The sequence below is a fragment of the Pelosinus sp. sgz500959 genome (genome assembly GCF_042610375.1).
Lineage (GTDB): Bacteria > Bacillota > Negativicutes > DSM-13327 > DSM-13327 > CTSoil-075.
Window position 1 is genome coordinate 26,285 of record NZ_JBGJZL010000017.1, and the last position, 25,405, is coordinate 51,689.

The window sequence follows — 25,405 nt, forward strand, 5'->3', positions numbered from 1 at the left end:
CCTCTCCCCTTTCTATTTATTTGCGCCTCTAACAATGGCATCCCAAAGACCACACAAATAATTAGCTCCTAAGGCTCTATCATATAAACCGTAACCCGGTCTACCATTTTCGCCCCATATCATTCGGCCATGGTCAGGACGGATCGGTCCAGTAAAACCGATATCATGGAAAGCCTTCATAATTTCATAGATGTCTAGAGAACCTTCATCGGCTTTGTGGGCTGTTTCATTAAATACACCTGGTTCATGAACCTGAACATTACGCACATGTCCAAAGGCAACCCGGTCACCAAAGTAACGGATAATTTCAGGGATATTATTTTCTAGATTCGCACCTAAAGAACCGCTACAGATAGTGAGTCCATTGCTCGTACTATCAACCATATCAACAATTCTTTTTAAATTTTTCTTAGACGTTACGATCCTAGGAAGACCAAAAACAGAACAAGGTGGATCATCTGGATGAATAGCCATCTTGATGCCAGCTTCTTCCGCTGCAGGCACAACAGCTTTCAAAAAGTACTCTAAATGCTCAAATAGTTTTTCTTCATCAATATCTTTATACAATTCAAACAGATTCTTTAGTTCTTTCAAACGCCATGCTTCCCAGCCTGGAAGTTCAAATCCATTGGAATTGGCTTGCATTTCTTCTACCAATTTTTGCGGATCTTTATCACGAATCAACTTCATATCAAAATCTAAAACTGTCGAACCATCAGGTAACACTTTAGCTAAATCAGTTCGAGTCCAGTCAAATACTGGCATAAAGTTATAACAAACAACTTTGACACCCGCTTGACCAAGACGTTTCAATGTAGTGATGTAATTTTCAATATATAGGTCTCGCGTTGGAAGGCCTAATTTAATATCTTCATGAATATTAACACTTTCTATAGTTTCAAGTACCAAACCTTGCTCCTCAATCTCTTCTTTTAAAGCAAGAATTTTATCCATCGGCCAAACTTCACCAACGGGCACATCGAATAAAGCTCCTACAACTCCTCTCATTCCAGGAATTTGACGTATATTCTGCAAGGATATTGAATCGTTTTCTTTACCGTACCAACGAAATGACATAATCATTTGTTTTTGGCCCCCTTTAATATTAAATAACAAAACTGATTTCATTAACTTATCGCAATGATGACCTACTAATCGTAAGAAGCGAATTAATGCTATCTGCTTGTTAAAATTATTCTACCATACTACCATACTAGTGTAAATACCATTTATTAGTATTATTCATTAAAATCTAATTTTTAAGTTTTTTTAGAATGATTAATAAAATAAAAATAGCTACCTAAAAAGTCAAAATCTTTTCAAGTAGCTATTTTCTGCACTATGTATAAAATTATCTCAACACCGGATTTTGTTGTTTAAAATAATCAACATGATCTCTATACAACTCTTGGATATCAAATTTCACTTTATTCAAGTGACGCTCAATGGTCTTTATGCCCAAAGCTACATCTTTTTCTTTAATTGCTAAAACTAATTCCTTATGTTGATTCAAAACGGGTGTTACGTTATAGCCACCAGCCATATTTAACATGCGAACTCGATTATAGTGGGTGTTCATTTGTTGAATCATAGACCATGTCCGCGCTTTTTTGCATCCTACAAAGATTGTTTTATGGAATTCTTCATCAAGATCATAAAATTTTAAATAATTTTTTTGTTCCATGCACAATTCTTGTAAGGCAAGATTCGATTGAAGCTCAAAAAGTTTATCACTAGGAAACTCTGTACAAGCAATACCAACGACCACCCGTTCTACTGTCTCGCGCAAAAACTTAGATTCATCAACATTTTCAATATCAATTAGTGATACATAGGTTCCTTTTTGAGGTAAAATATCAAGCAAATATTCCTGAGATAATTGAATGAACGCTTCACGAACAGGGGTTCTACTTACACCTAATAGCTGCGATATTTCTTTTTCCGATAAAGCGCTACCCGGGATAAGCCTTAATTGCATTATATTCGATTTCAAAAAACGATATACATATTCACGCGTAGATTCTTGGACAATTTTATCAATTATAACGACATCCATGCTAGCCCTCTCATTTCTTTTTATTTAATATTGATAAATTCATATAGTATTACTAATATATCAATATTATTGTATATTTCCAAATAAATTATGGTATTTTTATTAATTTACATCGATATAAGAAAAGACTTGGTTTATACCAAGTCTTAAGACACAGACAATAGCCTGATGTCATTCTTACTCGGAATCAAAAAAGTCTCATACTTTCCGATCCGCAATAAAAAAACGACGTAGCAAAAAGCCGCGTCGTTAATCGATTTGAGTGGCAGGGGCAGAAGGACTTGAACCCTCAACCAACGGTTTTGGAGACCGCTACTCTACCAATTGAGCTATACCCCTATGGAGCGGGAAAGGAGATTCGAACTCCCGACCCTCGCCTTGGCAAGGCGATGCTCTACCGCTGAGCTATTCCCGCATAATGAATGGCGACCCAGATCGGATTTGAACCGACGACCTCCGCCGTGACAGGGCGGCATTCTAACCGCTAAACTACTGGGCCACATGTCGTGTTTCGCAACAACCAACTTCTATATAATAACATAACCTTTATATGATTGCAATAGTTTTTTTAATTATTATGTTAATTAATTCAATATTTTTTCAGTGTTCAAAACGAGTTTATAATTTGCGACTACCACGTTTAGTGATCGCCTGACCACTTGCACAAAGAGGGCAAGACTCAGCCTGATAAGTTTCGACCGTAAGATGCAACAAGGCTTGATGCGGTACACCAAAATCTACAGTCCCGTCACTGCGATCAACCAGTATTCCTACACCAACTGGTATGCCGCCATGTTCCTTAACAACATCGATGACCTCTTTGACCGAACCACCTGTTGTAATAATATCTTCAACAATAAGTACACGCTGACCAGGTTCGATTACAAAACCACGACGCAAAGTCATACGTCCATTTTCACGTTCCGTAAAAATAGCGCGCGTTCCTAAGTTTTTACCCACTTCATGAGCAAGCAGAATTCCTCCTGTAATCGGCCCTATTACAAGCTCTACATCATCTTGTACAAAGCGCTCAGCCAAAGCCTTGCATAAGGATTCTGTATGTTTTGGGTGCTGGAGAACTTGAAATTTTTCTACATATAAAGGACTATGTAATCCTGAAGTCAACAAAAAATGTCCTTCCAATATAGCTCCTGTTTCGATAAATAACTGTTTTACTTCAACTTCTGTCATGCCTTATCCCTCATTTCTTCTAAAATAGCTTGTACTGCTTGACGAGGATTTTCTGCGGCTGTAATTGGACGCCCAATGACTAACTGATGAGCACCATTTTTGAGAGCACCAGCCGGTGTCGCGATCCGACTTTGATCATTAATCGCCGCACCACTTGGCCTGATTCCAGGTGTAACAATCACAAATTCATCCCCACAGATAGCGCGAATGGCCTCGGCCTCTTGGGGGGAAGCCACGACTCCGTCTAACCCCGCCTGTTGCGCAAGTTTTGCCAAATGTACTACTTGTTTTGACAAATCTAAATCATAACCAAGAGCAGACCATTCAGCAGAATTAATACTGGTTAATACCGTCACAGCAATTAATTTTGGACGTTCAATGCCCATCTCATCGGCTTTTTTCCGTACAGCTTCAGCACCTGCTTTCATCATAGCAGGGCCGCCTGAAGCATGTACATTAAGCATGGATACTCCAAGTCCTGTAAGTGTGGCTAACCCTTGCCCTACAGTATTAGGGATATCATGTAATTTCAGATCTAGAAAGACATCTTTTCCTTGAGCACGCAAGTAGGTAATCACTTGACTGCCTACACTATAAAATAGCTCCATGCCCACTTTATAATAATTAACACTGTCCCCTAGAGTTTCAACTAATTGCTGTACTTTGTCCATAGAATGAACATCGATGGCAACGATTAAACGTTTATCAGCTTTCACCATATCACATCCAAAATTTATATCATCACTTGACCAACAAGTTGGTTCACACTTGCTAAGTTTCTTTTCTCCAGATAACTCTTAATACCATCTGCTACTGCTTGTGCAGCACATGGATTGACAAAATTGCCTGTCCCAACAGCAACAGCACTTGCCCCTGCCAACATAAATTCGATCGCATCTTCAGCAGTCACAATACCACCCATACCAATAATCGGCACCTGAACAGCTTGAGCAACTTGCCATACCATACGTACTGCGACAGGTTTAACAGCTGGACCAGACAAACCGCCCACTACATTACCAAGCACTGGTTTCCATTTATGAATATCAATGGCCATACCAAGTAACGTATTAATAAGAGATATGGCATCTGCTCCAGCTTGTTCCACAGCCTTTGCCATTTCTACAATATCAGTGACATTAGGGGATAATTTAACAATGACAGGTAAATTCGTATTGCGTTTTGCCATCTCCACAACAGCTGCAGCACTATTGCATTGGGTACCAAAAGCAATTCCGCCTTCCTTTACATTAGGACAAGAAATATTGAGTTCCAAACCAGCGATGCCTGGAACCGTAAGAAGAGCAGCCAATTCACCATATTCTTCTACTGTATTACCAGAAATATTCACAATGATGGGTACATCATACCCAGCCAAATTCGGTAATATACTTTTTAAAAATTCTTCAACTCCTGGATTTTCGAGCCCAATTGAGTTGAGCATTCCTGCTGGAGTTTCAGCAATACGGCGTCCCTTATTTCCAGGCCGCGGTTTCAAAGTTGTACCTTTAACGACCACAGCACCGATTTGATTCAGATCTACAAAATCACTGTATTCCGTACCAAAACCAAAGGTTCCTGACGCTGTCATCACAGGTGTTTTCATTTTGATGCCGGCAATATCGACCGCTAACATGAAACCACCTCCTCAGCCCAAAAAACGGGTCCATCAGTACATACTTTTTTCCGTGATCCATCCGTCATAGCACATGTACAGGACAAACAACCACCGACGCCACAGGCCATGTACTCTTCTAAAGAAATTTGGCAAGGAATCTGATATTCCTGTGCAAGTTTCGCCACGCCATCCATCATAATATGAGGACCGCAGGTATAAATCATATCGTATTTCCCCGTTTTTAGTAAGCCTGGTAACAGGTCAAGAGTAACGCCTTGGCTCCCTAACGTACCATCATCAGTGGTAATATGAAGATTACTGCACATATCGGTGAACATATCCACCCAAAACATTTCTTCTTCCGTACGCCCACCCATTAGGACTTCGATGGGTCTTGGGCATAAGGCGCCTGCTAGACAAACGAGCGGCGCCAATCCCATTCCACCTCCAACGAGCAGAGGTCGTTTTCCTTGCAATTTAAAACCATTGCCCAAAGGTCCAATGGTATCCACAATATCACTGTTGTTTAGCGTAGCAAGACAAGCCGTACCATGACCGACAATCCGATAAATAGTGCTTACAGTGCCCTCCTCAGCATCCACATCTGAAATGCTGAGGGGACGACGTAATAGAGGATGATAAGTAGCATTGGCTACTCGAATATGGAGAAATTGCCCTGGTATAGCTTGCGCTGCAATTTCTGGAGCATACAGCACTAATTCTTTGACCTGAGTACCAATTTCTCGATTATCGATTACTTGAGCCTTTACCAGCATTTTAGGCAAGGCTATCGCCTCCGCCCACATAATCTTGGATCGCAAGTACATAGGATAAACGGCGTTCCCGCATGAAAGTCAATACATCAAAAACAGCTTTCGCAGTATCCATTGATGTAAAACACGGAATGGCATGTTCTACTGTTGCTCGACGTATTTTATAACCATCACGTTCAGGCGCTTTACCATGAGTGAGTGTATTAATGACCATATTAATCTTACCACTCTTGATCATTTGCATAATATCAGGTTTGTGCTCATGCATTTTGTGAACAACATCCACATCTAGCCCTAATGATTGCAGATGAGTGGCTGTTCCACCAGTAGCAACGATACGATAACCAAGGTCAGCAAGACCTTTAGCAAGTTCCCCGCCCTCTTCTTTATCTTTATCTGCTACTGTAAATAGTACTGTACCACGTTCTGGTATATTCATCCCTGCACCAGTAATGGCTTTATATAAAGCTCTCGCATAGTGATAATCAATCCCCATAACTTCGCCCGTAGATTTCATTTCGGGCCCTAAGGAAATATCAACTTGTTGCATCTTGGAGAAAGAAAACACAGGTGCTTTCACTGCAATATAAGGTTTTGCTGGCATTAAGCCAGATTGATAACCAAGAGAACGAAGTGTCTCGCCCATGGCAACACGCGTAGCAACATTAACCATTGGTACATCTGTCACTTTGCTTAAGAAAGGAATGGTACGGCTAGAACGCGGATTGACTTCAATCACGTAAACACCGTCTTCAACCACTACATATTGAATGTTGATTACACCTCTTACATTCAATCCTGTCGCCAAGCGAGTCGTATAATCTACGATAATCTTAATGACCTCAGGAGATAAGGTTTGAGTTGGATATACAGCAATACTGTCACCAGAATGAACTCCTGCACGTTCCACATGTTCCATAATTCCTGGAATAAAGACATCTTTTCCGTCAGAAATGGCATCTACTTCAACTTCAGTACCTTGCATATAACGATCAACAAGTACTGGATGCTCTGGAGAAGCCTTTACCGCTCTCGTCATATAATCTTTTAGTTCATCTTCGTCATACACAATTTCCATCGCCCGACCACCGAGAACATAAGAAGGACGAACCACAACAGGATAACCTATTTTAGCAGCCTCAAGAACAGCATCCTCACCGTTAGTAACCGTTCCGCCTCGTGGTCTTGGAATATTTAAGCTTTCCAAGAGGGCATCAAATTTTTCTCGATCTTCAGCGCGATCGATATCTTCTACGCTTGTACCCATGATTTTAACCCCAGCTTTCGCCAGTGGTCCTGCCAAATTAATAGCTGTTTGTCCACCAAACTGTACAATAACCCCTTCAGGCTTTTCTTTATCGATAATATTAAGTACATCTTCTGGCGTTAAAGGTTCAAAATACAGACTGTCTGCCGTATCAAAATCTGTACTGACTGTTTCAGGATTATTATTAACAATAATTGACTGAAGCCCCATGTCGCGCAATGCCCATACGGAGTGAACAGAACAATAATCAAATTCTACCCCTTGGCCAATCCGGATAGGACCGGAACCAAGCACCATAATTTTGCGTTTATCAGATACAAGAACTTCATCCTCTTGGGCATAAGTAGAGTAATAGTAAGGTGTATCTGCTTCAAACTCAGCAGCACACGTATCAACCATTTTGTAACTTGGCACAATGTTTTGGCTTTTGCGCCCTTCTCGTACCTCTTCTATGGTTCTTCCAGAAATTTCTGCAATGGATTTGTCTGCAAATCCCATTTTCTTTGCTGCCAACATTAATTCTGGGCTATGTTCTTCCACAAGCAAACGTTTTTCCATTTTAACAATATTTCTAAGTTTATTAATAAAGAAGTAATCGACTTTTGTAATTTCATGAATTTCATCGATACTAATGCGGCGGCGCAGAGCTTCTGCGATGACAAAGATCCGCTCATCATTGGTAATGGTTAATTTCTTTTGTACTTCTTCCGTTGTAAGTTTTCCAATTTCAGGAATTTGCAAACGATGAACACCAATTTCTAAAGAACGTACAGCTTTTAATAAGGCACCTTCAAAAGAACGATCAATGGACATCACTTCACCCGTTGCCTTCATTTGGGTACCTAATATGCGATCTGCATAAATAAATTTATCAAAAGGCCAACGCGGGAATTTAACGACAATATAATCGAGAGCAGGTTCAAAGCAAGCCATTGTTTTCTTTGTTACTGCGTTTTGTATTTCATCCAAATGATAACCAATGGCAATCTTACTAGCAACTTTCGCAATCGGATAACCTGTTGCTTTTGAAGCGAGAGCACTCGAACGACTTACCCGTGGATTCACTTCAATAACATAATAATTATTTGTATTAGGATCAAGAGCGTATTGAGCATTGCAACCGCCTTCAATTCCTAGCGCACGAATGATATTCAAGGAAGCTGTTCTGAGCATCTGATATTCATGATCTGTTAAAGTTTGGGAAGGAGCAACAACGATACTATCTCCAGTATGCACGCCAACAGGATCAAAATTTTCCATGTTACACACAACAATACAGTTGTCGTTAGCATCACGAATCACTTCATATTCAATTTCTTTCCAACCGGCAACACTGCGTTCAATGAGAACTTGACCAATCATACTGTATTTTAATCCCCGGGTCACAGTGCTGATTAAATCAACTTCATTATCAACAATACCGCCACCTGCACCACCCATAGTATAAGCAGGACGTACAATGATAGGATAACCAATTTTACGTGCAAATAAGCAAGCGGCTTCCACATCTTCTACAGTGGTACTTTCAGGAACTGGCTGACCAATTTCTTGCATAGTCGCCTTAAATAATTCCCGATCTTCAGCTTTTTTGATCGCACTTAATGGTGTTCCCAATAATTCCACATTAAAATTTGAAAGTACTCCACTCTCATGTAATTCAACAGCTAAGTTAAGCCCTGCCTGCCCGCCCAATGTGGCAAGTAATCCATCAGGACGTTCTTTGGCAATAATGGCTTCAAGGAAATCTAACGTCAAAGGTTCTATATAAACGCGATCAGCAATATTCGTATCTGTCATGATCGTCGCAGGATTACTATTAACGAGGACAACTTCAAGTCCTTCTTCTTTGAGGGCGCGGCATGCTTGTGTACCAGCATAATCAAACTCAGCAGCTTGCCCAATGACGATCGGACCTGAACCAATGACCATTACTTTTTTAAGATATTGTTTTTTTGGCATAATTATACCCCTTTCTTGAGCAGAACCATAAATTCATCAAATAAATAGGTGCTATCATCAGGTCCTGGTGATGCTTCAGGATGATATTGAACGGAAAATATCGGTAATTGATTATGTCGAATTCCTTCAACGGTCTGATCATTGACTGCTCGATGACTAATGATCACATCTTTACCGATCAATGAAGCTTCTTCTACTGCATATCCATGATTTTGTGAAGTAATGTGTACTCGACCTGTCAATAAATTTTTCACAGGTTGATTTGAACCACGATGACCAAATTTTAATTTATACGTATCAGCACCAAGGGCTAGGGCTAATAATTGATGCCCTAAACAAATGCCAAAGATCGGTTTTTTACCAATTAATTCTTTAATGGTTTCAACAGCACACATCACATCTTTTGGATCACCAGGTCCATTGGACAAAAAGATACCGTCTGGTTTAAGCGCCAAAATTTTCTGTACTCCCATATCAGCTGGTACGACTGTTAAGGAACATCCTAGTTTGCTTAAAGAATTAAGGATATTCTTTTTGATACCAAAATCCATGACAACAACATGAGGCCCGTCATTTTCAATGCGGTATACTTCTGGTGTTGTTACTTCCATTACTTCGCCTGTTACTGCTGGCTTTGCAAAATATTGAGCGATCTCTTCTTCACTTACTTGTTCTGAAACAATGATACCTTTCATTGTGCCATGAGAACGAATCCGTCGTGTAATAGCGCGTGTATCCACACCATAGATACATTGAATTTTATTTTTAAGGAGATAATCTTTTAATGTATTTTGCAGTTGCCAATTACTTGGCTCTTCACACAACTCACTTATAATAAATCCTCGCACAAAAGACTGCCTTGATTGTTCAAATAACTCAGCCACTCCATAATTACCAACAAGAGGATAGGTCAAAGTCACAATTTGTCCGCAGTAGGAAGGATCTGTTAATATTTCTTGATATCCAGTCATACCTGTATTAAATACAACTTCACCAACAACACCCGTGTCGAGTAAGATTTCCCCTGTAAATACACTACCATCTTCTAATATTAATTTGCCTTTCATGTACACACCTCACCATTTCGCATAACAAACTTGCCTTTGACTATTGTTGCCACGACTTTGCCTTTTAGTGGCTTTTTGTCAAAAGGAGTATGTTTGCCTTTTGTATAAAATTTACGACTATCTACAATCCATTCTGCATCTGCATCAAATATGGTAATATCTGCGTTGCATCCAACCTTAAGCACACCAGCTTCAAGACCTAAGATGCGCGCTGGAGCTGTGGACATACGCTCAATCAGCTCCAATAATGTAAGTGTACCCGTATGATATAAGCCTGTCAATACCACGCCAAGAGCTGTTTCCATCCCTGTAAAACCAGGAGGCGCCACTTTATACTCCATATCTTTTTCCTCAAAAGCATGAGGCGCATGATCTGTGGCAATGGCATCAATGGTTCCATCTTGCAAACCTTTTATTAAAGCATCCACATGATCTGCCGACCGTAGTGGCGGATTAACTTTCGTTGCTGTATCAAAGGTTTTTACCGCCTCATCTGTAAGAGTCAAATGATGGGGCGTGGCCTCAGCCGTCACTTTAATGCCTTTTTTCTTAGCTTGGCGTATGAGTTCTACCGCACCTTTACTGCTCACATGAGCAATGTGAAGTTTTGCATCAGCATACTCAGCAAGCATAATATCCCGCGCTACTGCAATGTCTTCCGCAACAGCTGGTCGCCCTTTCATACCAAGCATGGCAGAAACTGCACCTTCATGCATAACCCCATCTTCCACCAAAGATTCATCTTCTGAATGGGTAATGACTGGACAATCAAACATACTTGTATATTCAAGACCTGTTTTCAACAGACTGTTGTTATTTAAAGAACTTCCATCATCAGAAATGGCAACTGCACCCGTGAAAATCATATCTCCAATTTCCGCTAGTTCCTTGCCCTCTTGTCCTTTACTCAACGCTCCAATGACTTTTACATTCACAACACCTTCATATTGAGCGCGATGTATAATTCCAGAAACGACAATGGAACTATCGACAGCAGGCTTGGTATTTGGCATACAAGCAATTGTTGTAAATCCTCCTGCAGCAGCGGCGCGAGTACCTGATACAATGTCTTCTTTCGCTTCCAGCCCAGGTTCACGTAAATGTACATGCATATCGATGAGTCCTGGAGCAACGACCAATCCTTCAGCGTCAAAAATTTCTGCACCTTCCGCGCTAATATTTTCGCCGATTTCAATAACATGACCATCTTCAATTAATAAATCTGCCACAGCATCAAAACTTTGTGCTGGATTGACGATTCTTCCACCTTTAAGCAGTAGTTTCAATGTCTTTACCTCCCATCAGCACCAAAAACAGCACGGCCATTCTCACTGCCAGTCCATTTTTAACCTGTTCTTGTATCACTGACTGATCACCATATGCCACATCAGGAGAAATCTCAAGTCCCCGATTCATCGGGCCTGGATGCATAATGAGGGCATCTGGCTTTGCCAATTCCAAGCGGGTTTGGTTGATACCAAAAATTCGTGCATACTCTCTTGCTGATGGAAACAAACCTTTATGTTGACGTTCTCTTTGAATACGCAAGACATTCACAACATCGGCCCCATCGAGCGCATCTTCGACACGATTGTGTACATAGACACCAGTTTGCTCAATATCCCGTGGCATTAAAGTTTTAGGCCCTGCTAAATGTACTTCAGCACCCATCTTTTGCAGTCCCCAAATATTCGATCGTGCAACTCGACTGTGTAAAATATCACCAATGATGGCAACCTTAAGTCCAGCCAAATTTCCTTTTTTCTCTTTAATACTAAACATATCCAGCAAACCTTGGGTTGGATGTTCATGAGCACCATCACCAGCATTAACGATTACAGGTTTCGCCACCTTGGCAGCGTACTGTGCCGCACCATCAGCACTATGACGCATCACAATAATATCAACGCCCATGGCTTCTACCGTATACAACGTGTCACGCAAACTTTCCCCTTTTGTCACACTGCTGGCACTTGCCGTAATATTAACAACATCAGCCCCTAAGTATTTACCTGCTAATTCGAAAGAAGTTCGAGTCCTCGTGCTTGCTTCGAAAAACAAATTAACAATGGATTTGCCACGCAAAGTTGGCACTTTCTTTATATCACGGTCAATTACCGACTTCATCTCTTGGGCCGTCGCCAAAATTAATTCGATTTCTGGAACTGTCATGGTTTCTAAACCTAAAATATCTTTTCCTCGCAATGAAATCTGACGTTTACTCATAGACACTCCTCCTCATAACTAAAACCCTAACCAAATATCCTAAAGTAACTTACTCATCGGATAAACTTACAGATTAGTATTTGTATTTTACAACAGAATACGCCTTGCTTAAGTAGAGTTTTTTTATTGATAGCGTTTTATCGACTAATATTTATTCATATTTCATGCATATATATACTATCATATCCAGAAGACAATTGCTACCCATTAAAAGGCAAACAAAAATGCCTTCTTGGCGTATGATGACGCAAGAAGGCATAGGTAATACACTACTTTACTAAATGTCTCCTTGCTCGCCTCACAGGACCAGCTTAAAGGCTATATTCTATTTAATGTAGCATATCAAATTTACCTATGGATTGTCAATAGTTTTTAAGAAAACTGCCACAAAAGTTCTAAAATAGAACCTTTGTGGCAGATAATATTATTCAACTGTAACTTTTAACATTTTGTCGCCTTGGCGAATTTGATCAACAACATCTAGACCTTCAATGACTTTTCCAAAAACAGTATGAATACCATCTAAATGAGGTTGTGGCTCATATACGATGAAGAACTGACTGCCACCTGTATTAGGACCAGCATGAGCCATGGACAAGGAACCTCTATCATGTTTATGAGGGTTGCCTTTTGTTTCGCACTTAATTGTATAACCAGGTCCGCCAGTACCATTACCCTTTGGACAACCACCTTGCGCTACGAAACCTTTAATAACGCGGTGAAAGGAAAGTCCATCATAAAAACCTTCCGTAATTAATTTCTCAAAGTTAGCAACTGTATTTGGCGCTTCCTTTTCAAATAACTCAATGACAATTTTGCCCTTTTCCATTTCAATGATTGCTTTTTTCATTAGTAATACCTCACTTTTTTGTTATCTTGCTATTATATCACATTTTAGCAATTAGGATTAGTAAAATAATCCTATCTTATTTTACGTTTTTTGTTAATACCATAGAGCCATTATGCACTCCTAATTTTACGCTATCACCTTCGGAAATTTGACCGCGAACAAGCATCTTACTCAGTTCAGTTTCCACCGACTGACTAATCTGCCGCCGCAGAGGTCTTGCGCCAAAAGCTGGGTCATATCCATCTTGTGCTAGTAAGGTCAGTGCAGCCTCATCCCACACCAAGGCAATATTTAGTTGTTTTTGCAATCGGCTGGCAAGATGCTCTAACATAAGTCCTGCAATGTGACTAACCTGTTCTAATGTCAGGGCATTAAATACAATAATATCATCAATACGATTTAAAAACTCTGGACGGAAATAAGTTTTAACCATAGTAAGAACCAATTCTTTTGCCACACGGAATTCATTTTGCAAAATATCGGCAGCCCCTAAATTTGAAGTCATGATAATCACTGTATTTTTAAAATTGACAGTACGTCCTTTGCCATCCGTCAATCGTCCATCATCGAGAATTTGCAGTAAGACATTCAGTACATCTTTATGCGCCTTTTCGATTTCATCTAGAAGAATCACACTATAAGGACGGCGACGTACAGCCTCAGTCAGTTGCCCCCCTTCTTCATAACCTACATAACCAGGAGGAGCACCGATCAATCTTGCGATGGTGTGTTTTTCCATATATTCGCTCATATCCAAACGAATGATACTTCGTTCATCATCAAATAAAACTTCTGCCAATGTTTTTGCTAATTCTGTTTTACCGACTCCAGTTGGCCCAAGAAAGATAAAAGAACCAATGGGACGATTTGGATCTTTAATTCCAACTCGGGCCCTTATGATGGCATCACTGACAGCTTGTACAGCATAATCTTGCCCAACCAAACGTTTATGTAAGACATTTTCAAGATTGGCCAACTTTTCTCGCTCACCAGCTAACATTCGATTGACTGGAATACCTGTCCACCGACTCACGACCTGAGCGATATCATCCTCACTCACTTCTTCTTTTAGCAAAGTATTCGTTGTTCGTTTCTTTGCCAGTATGTCCTCTTCTTCGTTAAGTTGCTTTTCAAGCTCAGGAAGACGACCATATTTTAGTTCTGCCAAATGATTAAGATCATAAGCACGTTCAGCGCTCTCCATCTCACTCTTAACAGATTCAATTTCCTTCTTAATACTACGCAAACGAACAATCGCTTGTTTTTCAGTTTCCCATTGAGTTTTCAAATTGCCTACTTGCTGACGCAGTCCTTTGAGTTCTTCCTGGATACGCGCTAACCGTTCCATGGAATCAGTATCACTTTCTTTATTCAATGCTTGCTCTTCAATTTCAAGCTGCATCACCCGACGCTGAATTTCATCGAGTTCTGTAGGCATAGAATCAATTTCAGTACGAAGTTTTGCACTGGATTCATCCACTAAATCAATGGCTTTATCAGGCAAGAAACGATCGGAAATATAACGATCGGACAAAATTGCCGCCGCTACCAATGCCGAATCTTTAATGCGGATACCATGATGAATTTCATAACGTTCCTTTAAGCCCCGCAAAATAGAAATCGTATCTTCAACTGTTGGCTGCCCAACATGTACAGGTTGGAAACGTCGCTCTAAGGCCGCGTCTTTTTCAATATATTTACGATATTCATTCAAAGTCGTTGCACCAATGCACCGCAGTTCACCCCGCGCTAACATAGGTTTGAGGATATTACCTGCATCCATCGCCCCTTCCGCCGCACCAGCACCCACCACGGTATGAAGTTCGTCAATAAAGAGTAATATTTTCCCTTCAGATTTTACAATTTCATTCAAAACACTTTTTAATCGCTCTTCAAATTCTCCACGAAACTTAGCACCAGCTACCATCGATCCTAGATCTAAAGAGTATAGAACTTTATTTTTCAGTGTCTCAGGAACGTCGCCAGCGACAATACGCCGCGCTAACCCTTCAACGATCGCAGTTTTGCCAACACCAGGTTCACCAATTAACACTGGATTATTTTTAGTCCGCCGTGACAAGATTTCGATGACTCGGCGAATTTCTTCATCACGGCCAATCACCGGATCAAGCTTTCCTTGCTCAGCCATCTTTGTTAGGTCTCGTCCATATTTTTCTAAAGAATTATAACCTTCTTCAGGATTATCATTTGTAATCCGTTGTCCCTTACGGTATTCACTGATGATCTTTTGAATGCGGCTGCCATGAAGTCCAAATTGTTTGCAAAGCTGGACTACATCATGATCACCATCATCCACAATCGCCAATAATAAATGTTCTGTACTGACATAATCATCTTTCATAGTTGTCGCCATTTTTTCGGCCAACGCCATGACCCGGATCATTGCGGTATTCATCCTCAAACCACTATCTTGTCCCCGCACTCCTGGTTGTTCTTTCAATAATTGTTCTACTTTAGCCTGAAAGAGTTTGGCATCAACCTTAGACTGTGACATAATTTCTTGGATTAAACCTTCTGCTTCTTTTACTAAGGCCATAAGCAAATGCCTTGTCGTTACTTCTTGGTGATAATAAAGCGCGCTAAGTTGCTGCGACTCCTGCAAAGCAGCCATCGCCTTTTGAGTAAATTTGTCTTGTGCCATAGTGAATCTCCTCCTCATATCATCATGTCCAAAGTTGTGATTTATACTACATTTATTTGCCATTCAACACAAAATTCCTGCAACCTTATGATATGGTTTTAAGTGATAGATTTTTTACATCTCCTAAGAGGTGTGTTATATTACAAGAAGAGCTCGTTGTATTTTTTGACATATTTTTATCGTCATATCTGCGAACTCAATCCATTATATCGGAGGGCATTTTTTTGTGAAACAACGAGATATCATCATTGGCTTACTCGTTATCATTGTGTGGGGTCTTAATTTTATTGCCATCAAATTGGGGCTACAAGATGTACCTCCGCTTCTCCTTGTCACACTACGATTTGTATTTGCTTGTTTTCCTGCTATTTTTTTCCTGCCAAAACCACCCGTATCGTGGCCTTGGCTTATTGCTCTCGGTTTATCTATCAATGTCGGACAATTTTCTTTTTTATTCTTAGGTATGAAAATGGGTATGCCTGCCGGTCTTGCTTCTCTCGTACTACAATCTCAAGCCTTCTTTACCTTATTCGTTGCCGTGACTTGGTGCAACGAAGTCTGGCGATGGAACCACCTCTTGGGACTTGCCGTATCAGCCTGCGGTATGGCAATCATCGGCCTACAACAAGGAGGCAATATGACTATCGTGGGATTTGGATTGACTTTGGCGGCAGCTGCCTGTTGGGGCATAGGTAATATCATCATGCGCCGCGCAACACTTGGTGTTCCTCCTTTTTCCATACTTTCTTTGATTGTCTGGGCTGGCGTTGTCGCCATCTTACCTTTGGCACTTCTATCTTGGTTACTTGAAGGACCCGCTGCATGGCTAACTGTTTTTCACACTCCAACTTGGACTATGTTTGGTTCAATCATATACTTAGCCTTATTTGCAACGCTAGTTGGTTATGGTCTATGGGGCAAATTATTGTCTCGTTATCCAGCTGCCATAGTCTCACCTTTAGCTCTCATGGTTCCATTGGTCGGCATGAGCAGTTCGGCGATCTTTTTGGGAGAGTCGCTCTCATTTGCACAAAGTATAGGTGCACTACTCGTTATGCTCGGTCTAGTCGTCCATGTATTAGGTGGGTGCTGGAATGATAAAAAAACCAAGGTCGAAACTTTAACTACAAAAGAACCTTAATATAATGAACAAGCCGAAGCTTACTGCTTCGGCTTGTTTTATGAAAGTTACTTTTCATCCATTCTCATGGGGAACGTATCTCATGATTATTCTTACCTGGAGATGATCTTCTTAGTTTTTGAAACAAAAGGGTTGTCTTTTATCGTAAATCGCCAAAGATAATCGCGTGCTTCCTCCGCATAATCAATATTAATACGAGGAGTTGCTATGATGTTTTCTGGAGCAATCACTTCGCCGCTTACTAGATACATTTTATCACCACATAAATCTATCGTATTTTCCATCTTCGAAATGCCCATCGCTTCACATAATTTTCCAGGACCACTACATAAATTAAGAATTTTATCTGTTTTACGTCGTCTTTTCATAAGATCAAGTCCATCACAGGGCTCTAAGGCTCTAATCAATACTGCTTCTGGATAGTCTTCTTGATTGGTTACAATATTCATGCAGTAGTAAACGCCATAAATTAAATACACATAAGCATGGCCACCTTGACCGAACATCACTTTTGTTCGATTTGTATATTTACCATTATACGCATGACAGGCTCGATCCTTAACACCGACATAGGCTTCCACTTCTACAATTTTGCCAACTGTTTTGCCATCCTTCGTATGATGAACTAGGTATTTACCTAATAAATCTTTCGCTACATCCAAAGTCTCTCTCTCATAAAAAATCCGCTCTATTTTTTCCATATAACCTCTAGCTCCTTTCCGTGTATCGCCTTACCTCACGCTTTGGTAATTATAATTAGAAACGCCCCCTAAAGCAGGTTGATTTTAACAATCGCTCGCTCTGCCGTAGAGGGTCTTTTGAGAAGAGGGACGCAGACACATCATCAGGACTTCACTCTCTCTAAATTTTAATCAAAATTATTATTTAATTTCTTTAGCAGCCTTAGAAAAACTTCCTTTTCTTCTGTCGAAAATCCTTTATAAGCCGTCACTGCTACTTCACTTGAGATTATTTTAAACTTTGCTTCGATTTGCTTCCCTTTTTCAGTCAATATAATATAAGTAACTCGTTTATCGATTTCATTTTTTTCTTTTGTAATATAACCTAAATCCACTAATTTATTGACTAATGGCGTTATCGTCGACTTATCTTTACCAATGATTTGAGCAATTTGTTTCATGGTTAGCTGACCATCATTCTCATAAAGTGCTGTAAGAATATTTCCATGAGAAGGGATCAAATCATCTAATCGATTTTCTTGTAATTGTTTTTCAATAAAATTCAGCATTTTTTTCTTCGTTTTACTGATAAAGTAGACTATATATTTATCCTTCATATTAACAACCTCATCATAAATAGTAAGCATAGATTGCCTAGCTATGTCATTATAGTCTTACGTAAAACCTCATGTCAATATGAGAAGATTTTCAATCATCACTTCAATAATCGATATAGTTTGACACAAAACTATTCTATGTTATAATGTTTGGTATCAAACTAATTTCGTAGAAAGGAATGTGAATGTATGCCTACTACTCAATTTAAAGCTCTCGTCGTCACAGAAAATAATGACAATCAATTTTCCAGAAAAATTGTTGATCGGAAAATCAGCACTCTCCCTGAAGGTGATGTATTAATTAATGTAAAGTATTCTTCTTTAAATTATAAAGATGCGCTTTCTTCTTCTGGTAATAAAGGAGTAACGCGAAAATATCCTCATACTCCGGGCATAGATGCAGCTGGCGTGATTATCGAAAGCAAAAATGAAACATTCCATATTGGCGATAAAGTACTGGTTACCGGATATGATCTAGGTATGAATACGTCTGGCGGTTATGGTCAATATATTCAAGTCCCTGCTGACTGGGTTGTCAAAGTGCCTATCAATCTTTCACTAAAAGAAACGATGATCTATGGTACAGCTGGCTTTACCGCTGCTCTTTCTGTTTATAAATTGATACATGGGGGCGTTAAGCCAGCTGATGGTAATATTTTAGTAACAGGAGCAACAGGTGGCGTCGGCAGTATTGCAGTAGGTATCCTTCATAAGCTCGGTTATAGTGTTATTGCTGCAACTGGTAAACCCGATGCAAAAGATATGTTACTTCAAACAGGCGCAAAAGATATTATTCTCAGAGAAGAACTGGATGATCAATCTGGACGAATACTCTTAAAAGGAACTTGGGCTGGCGTCATTGATACAGTCGGCGGAAATATGTTAGCAACAGCCCTAAAATCGACTAACTATGGTGGCAGCGTAACATGCTGCGGCAACGTAGCATCTCCTGAATTACTAACTTCTGTTTATCCATTTATTTTAAGAGGGATCACTCTACATGGAGTCGACTCTGTCATGTGTCCAATGGAACTCCGCTTAGAGCTTTGGTCTTTGTTAGCTAATGAATGGAAGCCTTATCACCTAGAACAAAACGTAGAGGAAGTATCTTTAGATGGGTTAAGTCAAAAAATTGACTTAATTCTACAGGGAAAACTCCAAGGTAGAACAATCGTTAATCTTGATTTATAAATGAATATAAAGCTTAAAAATGCGGGGCGTTAAATTCTAAAATGCACCCATGTAAAAAATTCATGTATAATCTCAAAACTTCAATAGGGTGACAGATAGGCGCCATAAGACGCCATCTCTGTCACCCTATTCTATTGAATTAAATCTGAAACTTAGTAACGGCGCCCCGAAGATCAGCTGCTAGATGGGCCAGCGCTTGACTGGATGAGGCGATTTCTTCCATGGATGCCGATTGTTCTTCAGTGGCAGCCGATACTGTCTGGGTTTCGCCAGATGTCTTTTTACTCAACTGATCAATTTGTTTTACGGACAGTACAATTTGCTCACTCCCGATCGCCATCTGCTCAATCGCTAAAGATATCTCTTTCACCTGGTCGGACACTTGTATGATCAGATTAGAAATTTCTAAAAAGATTTTTCCAGAATCATTGACGATCTCCGCTCCTAACTTAACTTCACGGGTACCACCATTCATAGCCACTACGGCTTTGTCTGTATCTCCTTGAATTTCATTAATCAGTGTCGCAATCTGTTTGGCTGCCCCTTGAGATTGTTCTGCAAGTTTGCGAACTTCTTCTGCAACTACAGCAAAACCACGTCCTTGCTCTCCTGCACGTGCTGCTTCAATGGCGGCATTTAAGGCCAAGAGATTAGTTTGACTCGCAATACCAGAAATTGTATCAATAATTTGACCAATTTCCTTCGAGCGTTCACCGAGCTTAACAACAACCTGGGCAGAAGTAGCCACTGTTTGTTCAATATTCGCCATCTGTTTGACCGCTTTATCAATGGAATGGTTTCCTTCTTTAGCTTTGTTAGTCGCTTGGTCTGATTGTCCGGCTACTTCATTGGCATTAGCAGCAATTTGTAGGATACTCGCTGACATTTGCTCTACCACCGTCGATGTATGATTAGCTGCAGCAAGCTGTTCTTCTGCGCCTTTTGCCACATCAACAATAGATTCTGCAACCTGGGTAGCTGCTTTAGCTGACTGATCAGCACTAGCGGTTAATTCCTCTGAAGAAGCTGCTAACTGCTCCGATGATTCACTGACATTTTTCATTAAAACACGCAGCTTACTTCGCATTTCGGCCAAGGCATCCGCTAATTGACCAATTTCATCTTTTCTAACAAGCCTTCGCGGTTTATCACGAAAATCCCCCAATGCGAATTCTCGACAAACTAATACCATTAAATTGAGAGGTTTGATTATGATTTTTGCAATATAAAATCCACTTACTAGTAGTATTAAGAAGGCTATCAAAATGACACTAATAGTAATTTGAGTTGCCTTCTTAAAAGCTGCTTGGTTATTAGCATTCATTTCCTCTGACAATTTAGCATAATAATCAGAAAATTCACGTAAACGATCCGTAAGTTCAGTGGCTACTGGTTCTACATCCATTATATATAATGCATATGCTTCCGTATTTTTATTTTGTAATGCTAATTCAATCACTTTAGCTCTGACCGCGCGATACTTTTTCAGCGTCATTGCCGTTTGATTCAGCAGTTCTTTTGCTTTGGAATCTAAAAATTGTTTTTCGATTTCTTCAAGATTACTATTAGATCTTGCTACACGATCATCGATCATCTTCATTAGCTCTTGATTTCTCTTATTATCAGTTGTCATCATCAATTCTAAAGTTGCCCCATTGACTCTATTAATATATGAACGATTCTCATTTAAAAGTTTAACCGGAATTAATCTTTCAACATACATAGTATTCATATCTATATTGGATTGCTGCAGGTAATAATATCCTGTATATCCCATGATACCTAGTGATATGACGGCAATTAGAATTAGGACACCTAATTTCAAACTTACTTTCATGTCATCAAAAAATTTCATTTTAATTCCCCTTTTTATGAATTAATTGATTATTGAAAATATTCTACATATTTCGCCATTTTCCTTTATTTATATAAAATATAGTCAATACCCAAAACTAGTTTAGATATTGACTATAAATTCTAGAATCTCATTTAGGTAACTCGAATTTGATGTAGAATGTTGTGCCCTCTGTGGAAGTATCAACATCAATCTTGGCTTTGTGACGGGCAGCGATTTGATAACAAACTGCAAGTCCAAGTCCCGTTCCATTATCTTTTGTTGTTAAAAAAGGCGTTCCCAGCTTGTCTAACATGGATTGAGATATCCCGCTTCCTGTATCACGGATAGCCAATATTACTTTATCTTTTTCTCGGTAGGATTTAATTGTCAGCCTTCCATTCGACTCCATTGCATCAAATCCATTGCGTACCATATTCAATATCAGTTGCCGTACTTCATTGCCATCCATATAAATATCAGGAATATCATTTTTTTCTATTTGCAGAGCATGACCAGAATTATATGCTTCTGCCTGTAATAAGGGAAATAGTGCTACAAGAGTATTGTTGATATTATCCAATTTTAATTTTATGGATTTATTCTTAGCTAACGATAAATATTCAGTAATAATCTCGTTAGCACGATCTAACTCCTCGACCATCGTAGCAAACTGCATTCTAAGTTCAGCATACTTTTCATTGTAAAGATACCATTGCAGATAGCCCCTTACCGTCGTCAATGGATTCCTAATTTCATGTCCAATGCCTGCTGCCATTTCACCTACAAGATTTAGTCGCTCTAGCCGCGATAGTTCACTATTCATTTTTTGTCGCTTGGCGTACTGAGTAACCAACAAACTGCAAAATGCCAAAATGAACAAGGTGACAAGTGAGGCGCCAATAATATAGCCTTGCTTACGTCTATCAAAATTGGCCAGAGCCACTTGAGTCGATTTTCCGATAGTAACAATTAAAGGATAATCTGGCATGACTCGATAGCTGGTTATACGGCTAACACCATCAAGCATATTCTTCGATACGTAAGTTGCGTTTGGGCGGCCAGACTGAACCATCTCCCAAAATTTCCCCATCATAATGTTTTGACCTGTTTCAAAATTATCATTCACTTGGCGAACCCGATTATATCCATCTGTACCACTTAGAGAAAGCAATTGATTATTGCCAAGATCGATCTTTTGATAATATAAAAGGAAATAGTTGGCACTAAGACCTATATAAACGATTCCACCAAATGTGCCATCAGGTTTGTTGATGCGTCGTGTAAGGGGAATGGTATTCTGCCCGTTCACTCTACCTACAATCGGCAAACCAATATATAGTTCATGATTATTACTGTTTTGATGAAAACAATAATAATCTCGATCTGAGCGATTTTCCGTGATACTCTTTAAATTAGAAGATTTAATTATATTTCCCCGTTCATCATAAATCGCCACTAATGTTCGGCTGGGATCTTTTTCTGATCTTTCCACATACTCATTAAAGATTGAGCTAGAAAGACCGTCTCGTTCATAGACATGGCTTAAATCAAGCAGCTCTTTATCTGCTTCTGCAACAATTCTTCGTACATGCTCCTCAAAGGCCTTGGTTAAATTGATGGTTTCCCTAGAATTTTCTTCAATAGCTCTATCGTAATCATCTCGGATTTGATATTGGACAAAAGTCCAGAGACCACCAATTAAAATGACTCCTAATAAAAAAATAAGACATGAATAACTATTCAAATACTTTTTTTTCATTCTCTCGACTACACCTAAAATCGTGAATCTGTCCAATGATACTCCTCCTATTACTATGAACTGAAGTCCGATGTAAAAGTCAGCCCCCTCTAAAATAGTTAGAAGATTTGTATACAGATATAATTCATCCTAAAAAAGTTAATTCTAGGCAGAGTATCATTTTTTTCTCTAATTTTACAAAATTAAAGAAAATAGTTTATGTTATGGATCAATATACTATCCATAACATAAACTATTCAACAAAAACCAACAATTTCCTTTTAATACAAGAGGTTTTTTCAGTGTATTCTGACTACATCATCAATGCAACAGAATTCAAAACCAATATGAATTTAAGTCTCTGTTCTTTAACCTCTTTCCAATCTGAGCAGGGATTTTTTCTGTGGATAACCAAATTCGGTCATGTATTTCCAGTAGCGTTTTGGCATATGACTCATACGACATACGGGGTTATGACGTCCCTGCACCTCAATCGTAGCATAGAAAAGTTGCCATAATTTGCGGAAAGATTCTTCTTCCTCATCTGGTTCAGGCATTTCAAGAGAGTCAATCGGAATCACAGTTGATTGATAAGGTTGATAGATCAATGCCATACCATGAGTTTTATCATAAATTAAAAACCGTTCTTCTGGGTAGCGCTCACAAAAATGTTGGGTCAATAAAGGGAGTACGTAATTTTTAGGCTCTATTTCCGCTACGAGAACCTTATTAAAAATAGAGAAACGCACGAAACCCTTTAGTAAATGACTTTCATTTTCTAACTGTTTGACGGCTTTAAAAAGGGTATTTACCACATCATCAGCTAACATACTGACTACTGATGGACCATACTGATAACCCATGCGTAAAAATAAGAGAATGTACAGCTCCTTTTGAGTAAAACAAGTTAAAAAGGCGTGCCGTACCAACTCTAAAGCAGGATCTCCAATTTTCTTCGGGATGGAAACCAGTACCCTCTTGGATTTTTGTAAATCAGTCGTAATCTCTTTTACATCGAAGAGGACGGTCTGAGACGTGTCCGGTGGAAGAATCTCCATGGGAATTTCTTTTTTATCGTAACTTTCAAACACGCAACATAACAGCCCATCAAAACTCCCATCATAGCGATAGATCACATTGGACTGGTTAAACATGCTTGGATATCCTCCTGTATTAATTTGGGCTCGTTCATCAATGATTGGTCAAAAAGAGAAAGTTGCTTGGACTCAGACTGGCCAGAGAAATTTTGGTGGTACATGCCCAAGGTTTTCTCAGACATTAAAGACCGCAGTACTCCATCCTGAGTAATTTTCAAACCATCTAAAGCTTTACCGCCGCAGGTGATAAAATACTGAGCCCGCTTTAGTACGACTCCCAGTTTTTTAAGGCCTTCGAAATTCAAAGTCGTTGTGCGGCGAGCCATTACAATCCGCTTTGCACTATTGACACCAATACCTGGAACCCTTAGTAAGTCATGATAGGATGCGCGGTTTACATTCATGGGAAAAAACTCCATATGATTGAGTGCCCAGTTGCTTTTGGGATCGATATAGGCATTAAAACTTTGGTGATTCTGATCAAGCAGTTCATTTGCCGCGAAACCATAAAACCGCAGCAACCAATCTGCCTGATACAGTCGATGTTCGCGCCAAAGAGGTGGTTTAGTATCAATCGTAGGAAGCAAGGTATTTTCCATCACAGGCATATAGGCCGAGAAGAAGACACGCTTTAGCTTATATTTTTTGTAAAGCCCTTCTGTTAAATTCAAAATTTGAAAATCCGTATCTGGCGTTGCACCAATAATCATCTGTGTACTTTGTCCTGCAGGAACAAATTTGGGCGCATGCCGATATTTGATGATGTCTGTGGAATTTTCTTGTATGCGATTCTGTATATATCCCATCGGTGCTAGAATGGAATGTTTTGATTTATCCGGTGCTAACATCTGCAAACTACTTTGGGAAGGCAACTCAATATTCACACTCATACGGTCTGCTAACATACCAAGTTGGGCAATCAACGTGCTGTCAGTTCCAGGAATGGCTTTTGCATGGATATATCCAGAAAATCGATATTCCTCACGCAAAATACGTAAGACCTCAATGATTTGTTCAGAAGTGTAGTCAGGGTTTTTGAGTACGCCAGAACTCAAAAAAAGACCCTCTATGTAATTACGCCGATAAAAATTTATAGTCAAATCAGCGAGTTCCCGTGGCGTAAAAGAAGCACGCGGCGTATCATTCGATCTGCGATTAACGCAATATTTACAATCATAGACACAAACATTGGTCATTAACACCTTTAGCAATGAAATGCATCGACCGTCTCCTGCAAAACTGTGGCAGATGCCGCTGGCTGCTGCACTGCCAATTCCCCCGACAACCGCTTTTTTATTCACTCCACTGGAAGTGCAGGCCACATCATATTTCGCGGCATCGGTTAAAATTTTTAGTTTATCAAAAACATCCACGCCAATCATCTCCTTATTGCTCTTTATTATACTATAGAACATTTGTTCTTGCCAAGAAACAT

At 39.6% G+C, this 25,405-nt stretch carries 20 protein-coding genes and 3 tRNA genes; 2 read left to right on the forward strand and 21 right to left on the reverse strand.

Annotated elements, in window-relative coordinates; all coding sequences use genetic code 11:
• Positions 1-12 precede the first annotated feature (12 nt).
• The 15 genes from uxuA to clpB all read right to left on the reverse strand — a co-directional run bounded on the left by uxuA (position 13) and on the right by clpB (position 15,669).
• Positions 13-1,083, reverse strand: a complete 1,071-nt coding sequence (gene uxuA, locus ACAN52_RS19440; protein WP_378956636.1) for a mannonate dehydratase — start codon at positions 1,081-1,083, stop codon at positions 13-15.
• Between the two features lie 268 nt (positions 1,084-1,351).
• A complete protein-coding gene (locus ACAN52_RS19445) occupies positions 1,352-2,056 on the reverse strand; it encodes a GntR family transcriptional regulator (RefSeq protein WP_378956638.1) in 705 nt (234 codons plus the stop codon).
• Between the two features lie 263 nt (positions 2,057-2,319).
• Positions 2,320-2,395 (reverse strand) — tRNA-Trp (locus tag ACAN52_RS19450).
• A gap of 1 nt (position 2,396) precedes the next feature.
• Positions 2,397-2,471, reverse strand: a tRNA-Gly gene (locus ACAN52_RS19455).
• Positions 2,472-2,479: 8 nt separating this feature from the next.
• Positions 2,480-2,555, reverse strand: a tRNA-Asp gene (locus ACAN52_RS19460).
• A gap of 119 nt (positions 2,556-2,674) precedes the next feature.
• Positions 2,675-3,247, reverse strand: a complete 573-nt coding sequence (gene pyrE / locus ACAN52_RS19465) for an orotate phosphoribosyltransferase (protein ID WP_378956640.1) — start codon at positions 3,245-3,247, stop codon at positions 2,675-2,677.
• Positions 3,244-3,963, reverse strand: a complete 720-nt coding sequence (gene pyrF / locus ACAN52_RS19470; RefSeq protein WP_378956714.1) for an orotidine-5'-phosphate decarboxylase — start codon at positions 3,961-3,963, stop codon at positions 3,244-3,246. Before pyrF ends, pyrE begins: the two co-directional genes overlap by 4 nt.
• Before the next feature lie 17 nt (positions 3,964-3,980).
• Complete coding sequence (locus ACAN52_RS19475; protein WP_378956642.1) at positions 3,981-4,883, reverse strand: dihydroorotate dehydrogenase; 903 nt, start codon at positions 4,881-4,883, stop codon at positions 3,981-3,983.
• The gene (locus ACAN52_RS19480; protein ID WP_378956644.1) at positions 4,877-5,650 is read right to left on the reverse strand and encodes a dihydroorotate dehydrogenase electron transfer subunit; all 774 of its coding nucleotides are present in this window, start codon (positions 5,648-5,650) and stop codon (positions 4,877-4,879) included. The genes ACAN52_RS19475 and ACAN52_RS19480 overlap by 7 nt, the downstream gene beginning before the upstream one ends.
• On the reverse strand, positions 5,643-8,864 hold the full coding sequence (gene carB / locus ACAN52_RS19485) for a carbamoyl-phosphate synthase large subunit (protein WP_378956646.1): 3,222 nt from the start codon (positions 8,862-8,864) through the stop codon (positions 5,643-5,645). The genes ACAN52_RS19480 and carB overlap by 8 nt, the downstream gene beginning before the upstream one ends.
• 2 nt (positions 8,865-8,866) lie before the next feature.
• Entirely contained in the window at positions 8,867-9,931 is a 1,065-nt protein-coding gene (gene carA / locus ACAN52_RS19490; protein ID WP_378956648.1) for a glutamine-hydrolyzing carbamoyl-phosphate synthase small subunit, read from the reverse strand.
• Positions 9,928-11,217 carry a dihydroorotase gene (locus ACAN52_RS19495; protein ID WP_378956649.1) on the reverse strand — a complete coding sequence of 430 codons (1,290 nt, stop codon included), beginning with the start codon at positions 11,215-11,217 and terminating at the stop codon, positions 9,928-9,930. Before ACAN52_RS19495 ends, carA begins: the two co-directional genes overlap by 4 nt.
• Positions 11,201-12,157, reverse strand: a complete 957-nt coding sequence (locus ACAN52_RS19500; RefSeq protein ID WP_378956651.1) for an aspartate carbamoyltransferase catalytic subunit — start codon at positions 12,155-12,157, stop codon at positions 11,201-11,203. The genes ACAN52_RS19495 and ACAN52_RS19500 overlap by 17 nt, the downstream gene beginning before the upstream one ends.
• A 424-nt stretch (positions 12,158-12,581) precedes the next feature.
• Positions 12,582-13,007: a peptidylprolyl isomerase gene (locus ACAN52_RS19505; RefSeq protein WP_378956653.1), complete on the reverse strand. Its 426-nt coding sequence runs from the start codon at positions 13,005-13,007 to the stop codon at positions 12,582-12,584.
• Between the two features lie 76 nt (positions 13,008-13,083).
• A complete protein-coding gene (gene clpB, locus ACAN52_RS19510) occupies positions 13,084-15,669 on the reverse strand; it encodes an ATP-dependent chaperone ClpB (RefSeq protein WP_378956655.1) in 2,586 nt (861 codons plus the stop codon).
• 226 nt (positions 15,670-15,895) lie between these two features.
• On the opposite strand from clpB, the gene ACAN52_RS19515 reads away from it, so the two are divergent.
• Positions 15,896-16,810 carry an EamA family transporter gene (locus ACAN52_RS19515; RefSeq protein WP_378956658.1) on the forward strand — a complete coding sequence of 305 codons (915 nt, stop codon included), beginning with the start codon at positions 15,896-15,898 and terminating at the stop codon, positions 16,808-16,810.
• Between the two features lie 92 nt (positions 16,811-16,902).
• On the opposite strand, the gene ACAN52_RS19520 is transcribed toward ACAN52_RS19515, so the two are convergent.
• The gene (locus ACAN52_RS19520; RefSeq protein ID WP_378956660.1) at positions 16,903-17,511 is read right to left on the reverse strand and encodes a DNA-3-methyladenine glycosylase; all 609 of its coding nucleotides are present in this window, start codon (positions 17,509-17,511) and stop codon (positions 16,903-16,905) included.
• Positions 17,512-17,678: 167 nt separating this feature from the next.
• A complete protein-coding gene (locus ACAN52_RS19525; RefSeq protein ID WP_378956662.1) occupies positions 17,679-18,107 on the reverse strand; it encodes a MarR family winged helix-turn-helix transcriptional regulator in 429 nt (142 codons plus the stop codon).
• Between the two features lie 189 nt (positions 18,108-18,296).
• Here ACAN52_RS19525 and ACAN52_RS19530 point away from each other — a divergent pair, with 189 nt between their 5' ends.
• Positions 18,297-19,298 carry a YhdH/YhfP family quinone oxidoreductase gene (locus tag ACAN52_RS19530; protein WP_378956664.1) on the forward strand — a complete coding sequence of 334 codons (1,002 nt, stop codon included), beginning with the start codon at positions 18,297-18,299 and terminating at the stop codon, positions 19,296-19,298.
• Between the two features lie 139 nt (positions 19,299-19,437).
• Here ACAN52_RS19530 and ACAN52_RS19535 read toward each other — a convergent pair whose 3' ends face one another.
• The 4 genes from ACAN52_RS19535 to ACAN52_RS19550 all read right to left on the reverse strand — a co-directional run bounded on the left by ACAN52_RS19535 (position 19,438) and on the right by ACAN52_RS19550 (position 25,343).
• Entirely contained in the window at positions 19,438-21,153 is a 1,716-nt protein-coding gene (locus ACAN52_RS19535; RefSeq protein ID WP_378956666.1) for a methyl-accepting chemotaxis protein, read from the reverse strand.
• Between the two features lie 130 nt (positions 21,154-21,283).
• A complete protein-coding gene (locus ACAN52_RS19540; RefSeq protein WP_378956668.1) occupies positions 21,284-22,930 on the reverse strand; it encodes an ATP-binding protein in 1,647 nt (548 codons plus the stop codon).
• Between the two features lie 311 nt (positions 22,931-23,241).
• Positions 23,242-24,027: a TIGR03915 family putative DNA repair protein gene (locus ACAN52_RS19545; protein ID WP_378956670.1), complete on the reverse strand. Its 786-nt coding sequence runs from the start codon at positions 24,025-24,027 to the stop codon at positions 23,242-23,244.
• Positions 24,006-25,343 (reverse strand): putative DNA modification/repair radical SAM protein, encoded by a 1,338-nt coding sequence (locus ACAN52_RS19550; protein WP_378956672.1) that lies wholly within the window; start codon positions 25,341-25,343, stop codon positions 24,006-24,008. Before ACAN52_RS19550 ends, ACAN52_RS19545 begins: the two co-directional genes overlap by 22 nt.
• Positions 25,344-25,405: the final 62 nt, after the last annotated feature.

What these genes read in the sequence shown, in the direction of transcription:
- ACAN52_RS19530 (WP_378956664.1), top strand. Translation starts at nt 18,297, where the DNA reads ATGCCTACTACTCAATTTAAAGCTCTCGTCGTCACAGAAAATAATGAC.
- ACAN52_RS19445 (WP_378956638.1), bottom strand. Translation starts at nt 2,056, where the DNA reads ATGGATGTCGTTATAATTGATAAAATTGTCCAAGAATCTACGCGTGAA.
- carA (WP_378956648.1), bottom strand. Translation starts at nt 9,931, where the DNA reads ATGAAAGGCAAATTAATATTAGAAGATGGTAGTGTATTTACAGGGGAA.
- ACAN52_RS19525 (WP_378956662.1), bottom strand. Translation starts at nt 18,107, where the DNA reads ATGAAGGATAAATATATAGTCTACTTTATCAGTAAAACGAAGAAAAAA.
- pyrE (WP_378956640.1), bottom strand. Translation starts at nt 3,247, where the DNA reads ATGACAGAAGTTGAAGTAAAACAGTTATTTATCGAAACAGGAGCTATA.
- carB (WP_378956646.1), bottom strand. Translation starts at nt 8,864, where the DNA reads ATGCCAAAAAAACAATATCTTAAAAAAGTAATGGTCATTGGTTCAGGT.
- ACAN52_RS19475 (WP_378956642.1), bottom strand. Translation starts at nt 4,883, where the DNA reads ATGTTAGCGGTCGATATTGCCGGCATCAAAATGAAAACACCTGTGATG.
- clpB (WP_378956655.1), bottom strand. Translation starts at nt 15,669, where the DNA reads ATGGCACAAGACAAATTTACTCAAAAGGCGATGGCTGCTTTGCAGGAG.
- ACAN52_RS19505 (WP_378956653.1), bottom strand. Translation starts at nt 13,007, where the DNA reads ATGAAAAAAGCAATCATTGAAATGGAAAAGGGCAAAATTGTCATTGAG.
- ACAN52_RS19520 (WP_378956660.1), bottom strand. Translation starts at nt 17,511, where the DNA reads ATGGAAAAAATAGAGCGGATTTTTTATGAGAGAGAGACTTTGGATGTA.
- ACAN52_RS19535 (WP_378956666.1), bottom strand. Translation starts at nt 21,153, where the DNA reads ATGAAATTTTTTGATGACATGAAAGTAAGTTTGAAATTAGGTGTCCTA.
- ACAN52_RS19500 (WP_378956651.1), bottom strand. Translation starts at nt 12,157, where the DNA reads ATGAGTAAACGTCAGATTTCATTGCGAGGAAAAGATATTTTAGGTTTA.
- uxuA (WP_378956636.1), bottom strand. Translation starts at nt 1,083, where the DNA reads ATGATTATGTCATTTCGTTGGTACGGTAAAGAAAACGATTCAATATCC.
- ACAN52_RS19545 (WP_378956670.1), bottom strand. Translation starts at nt 24,027, where the DNA reads ATGTTTAACCAGTCCAATGTGATCTATCGCTATGATGGGAGTTTTGAT.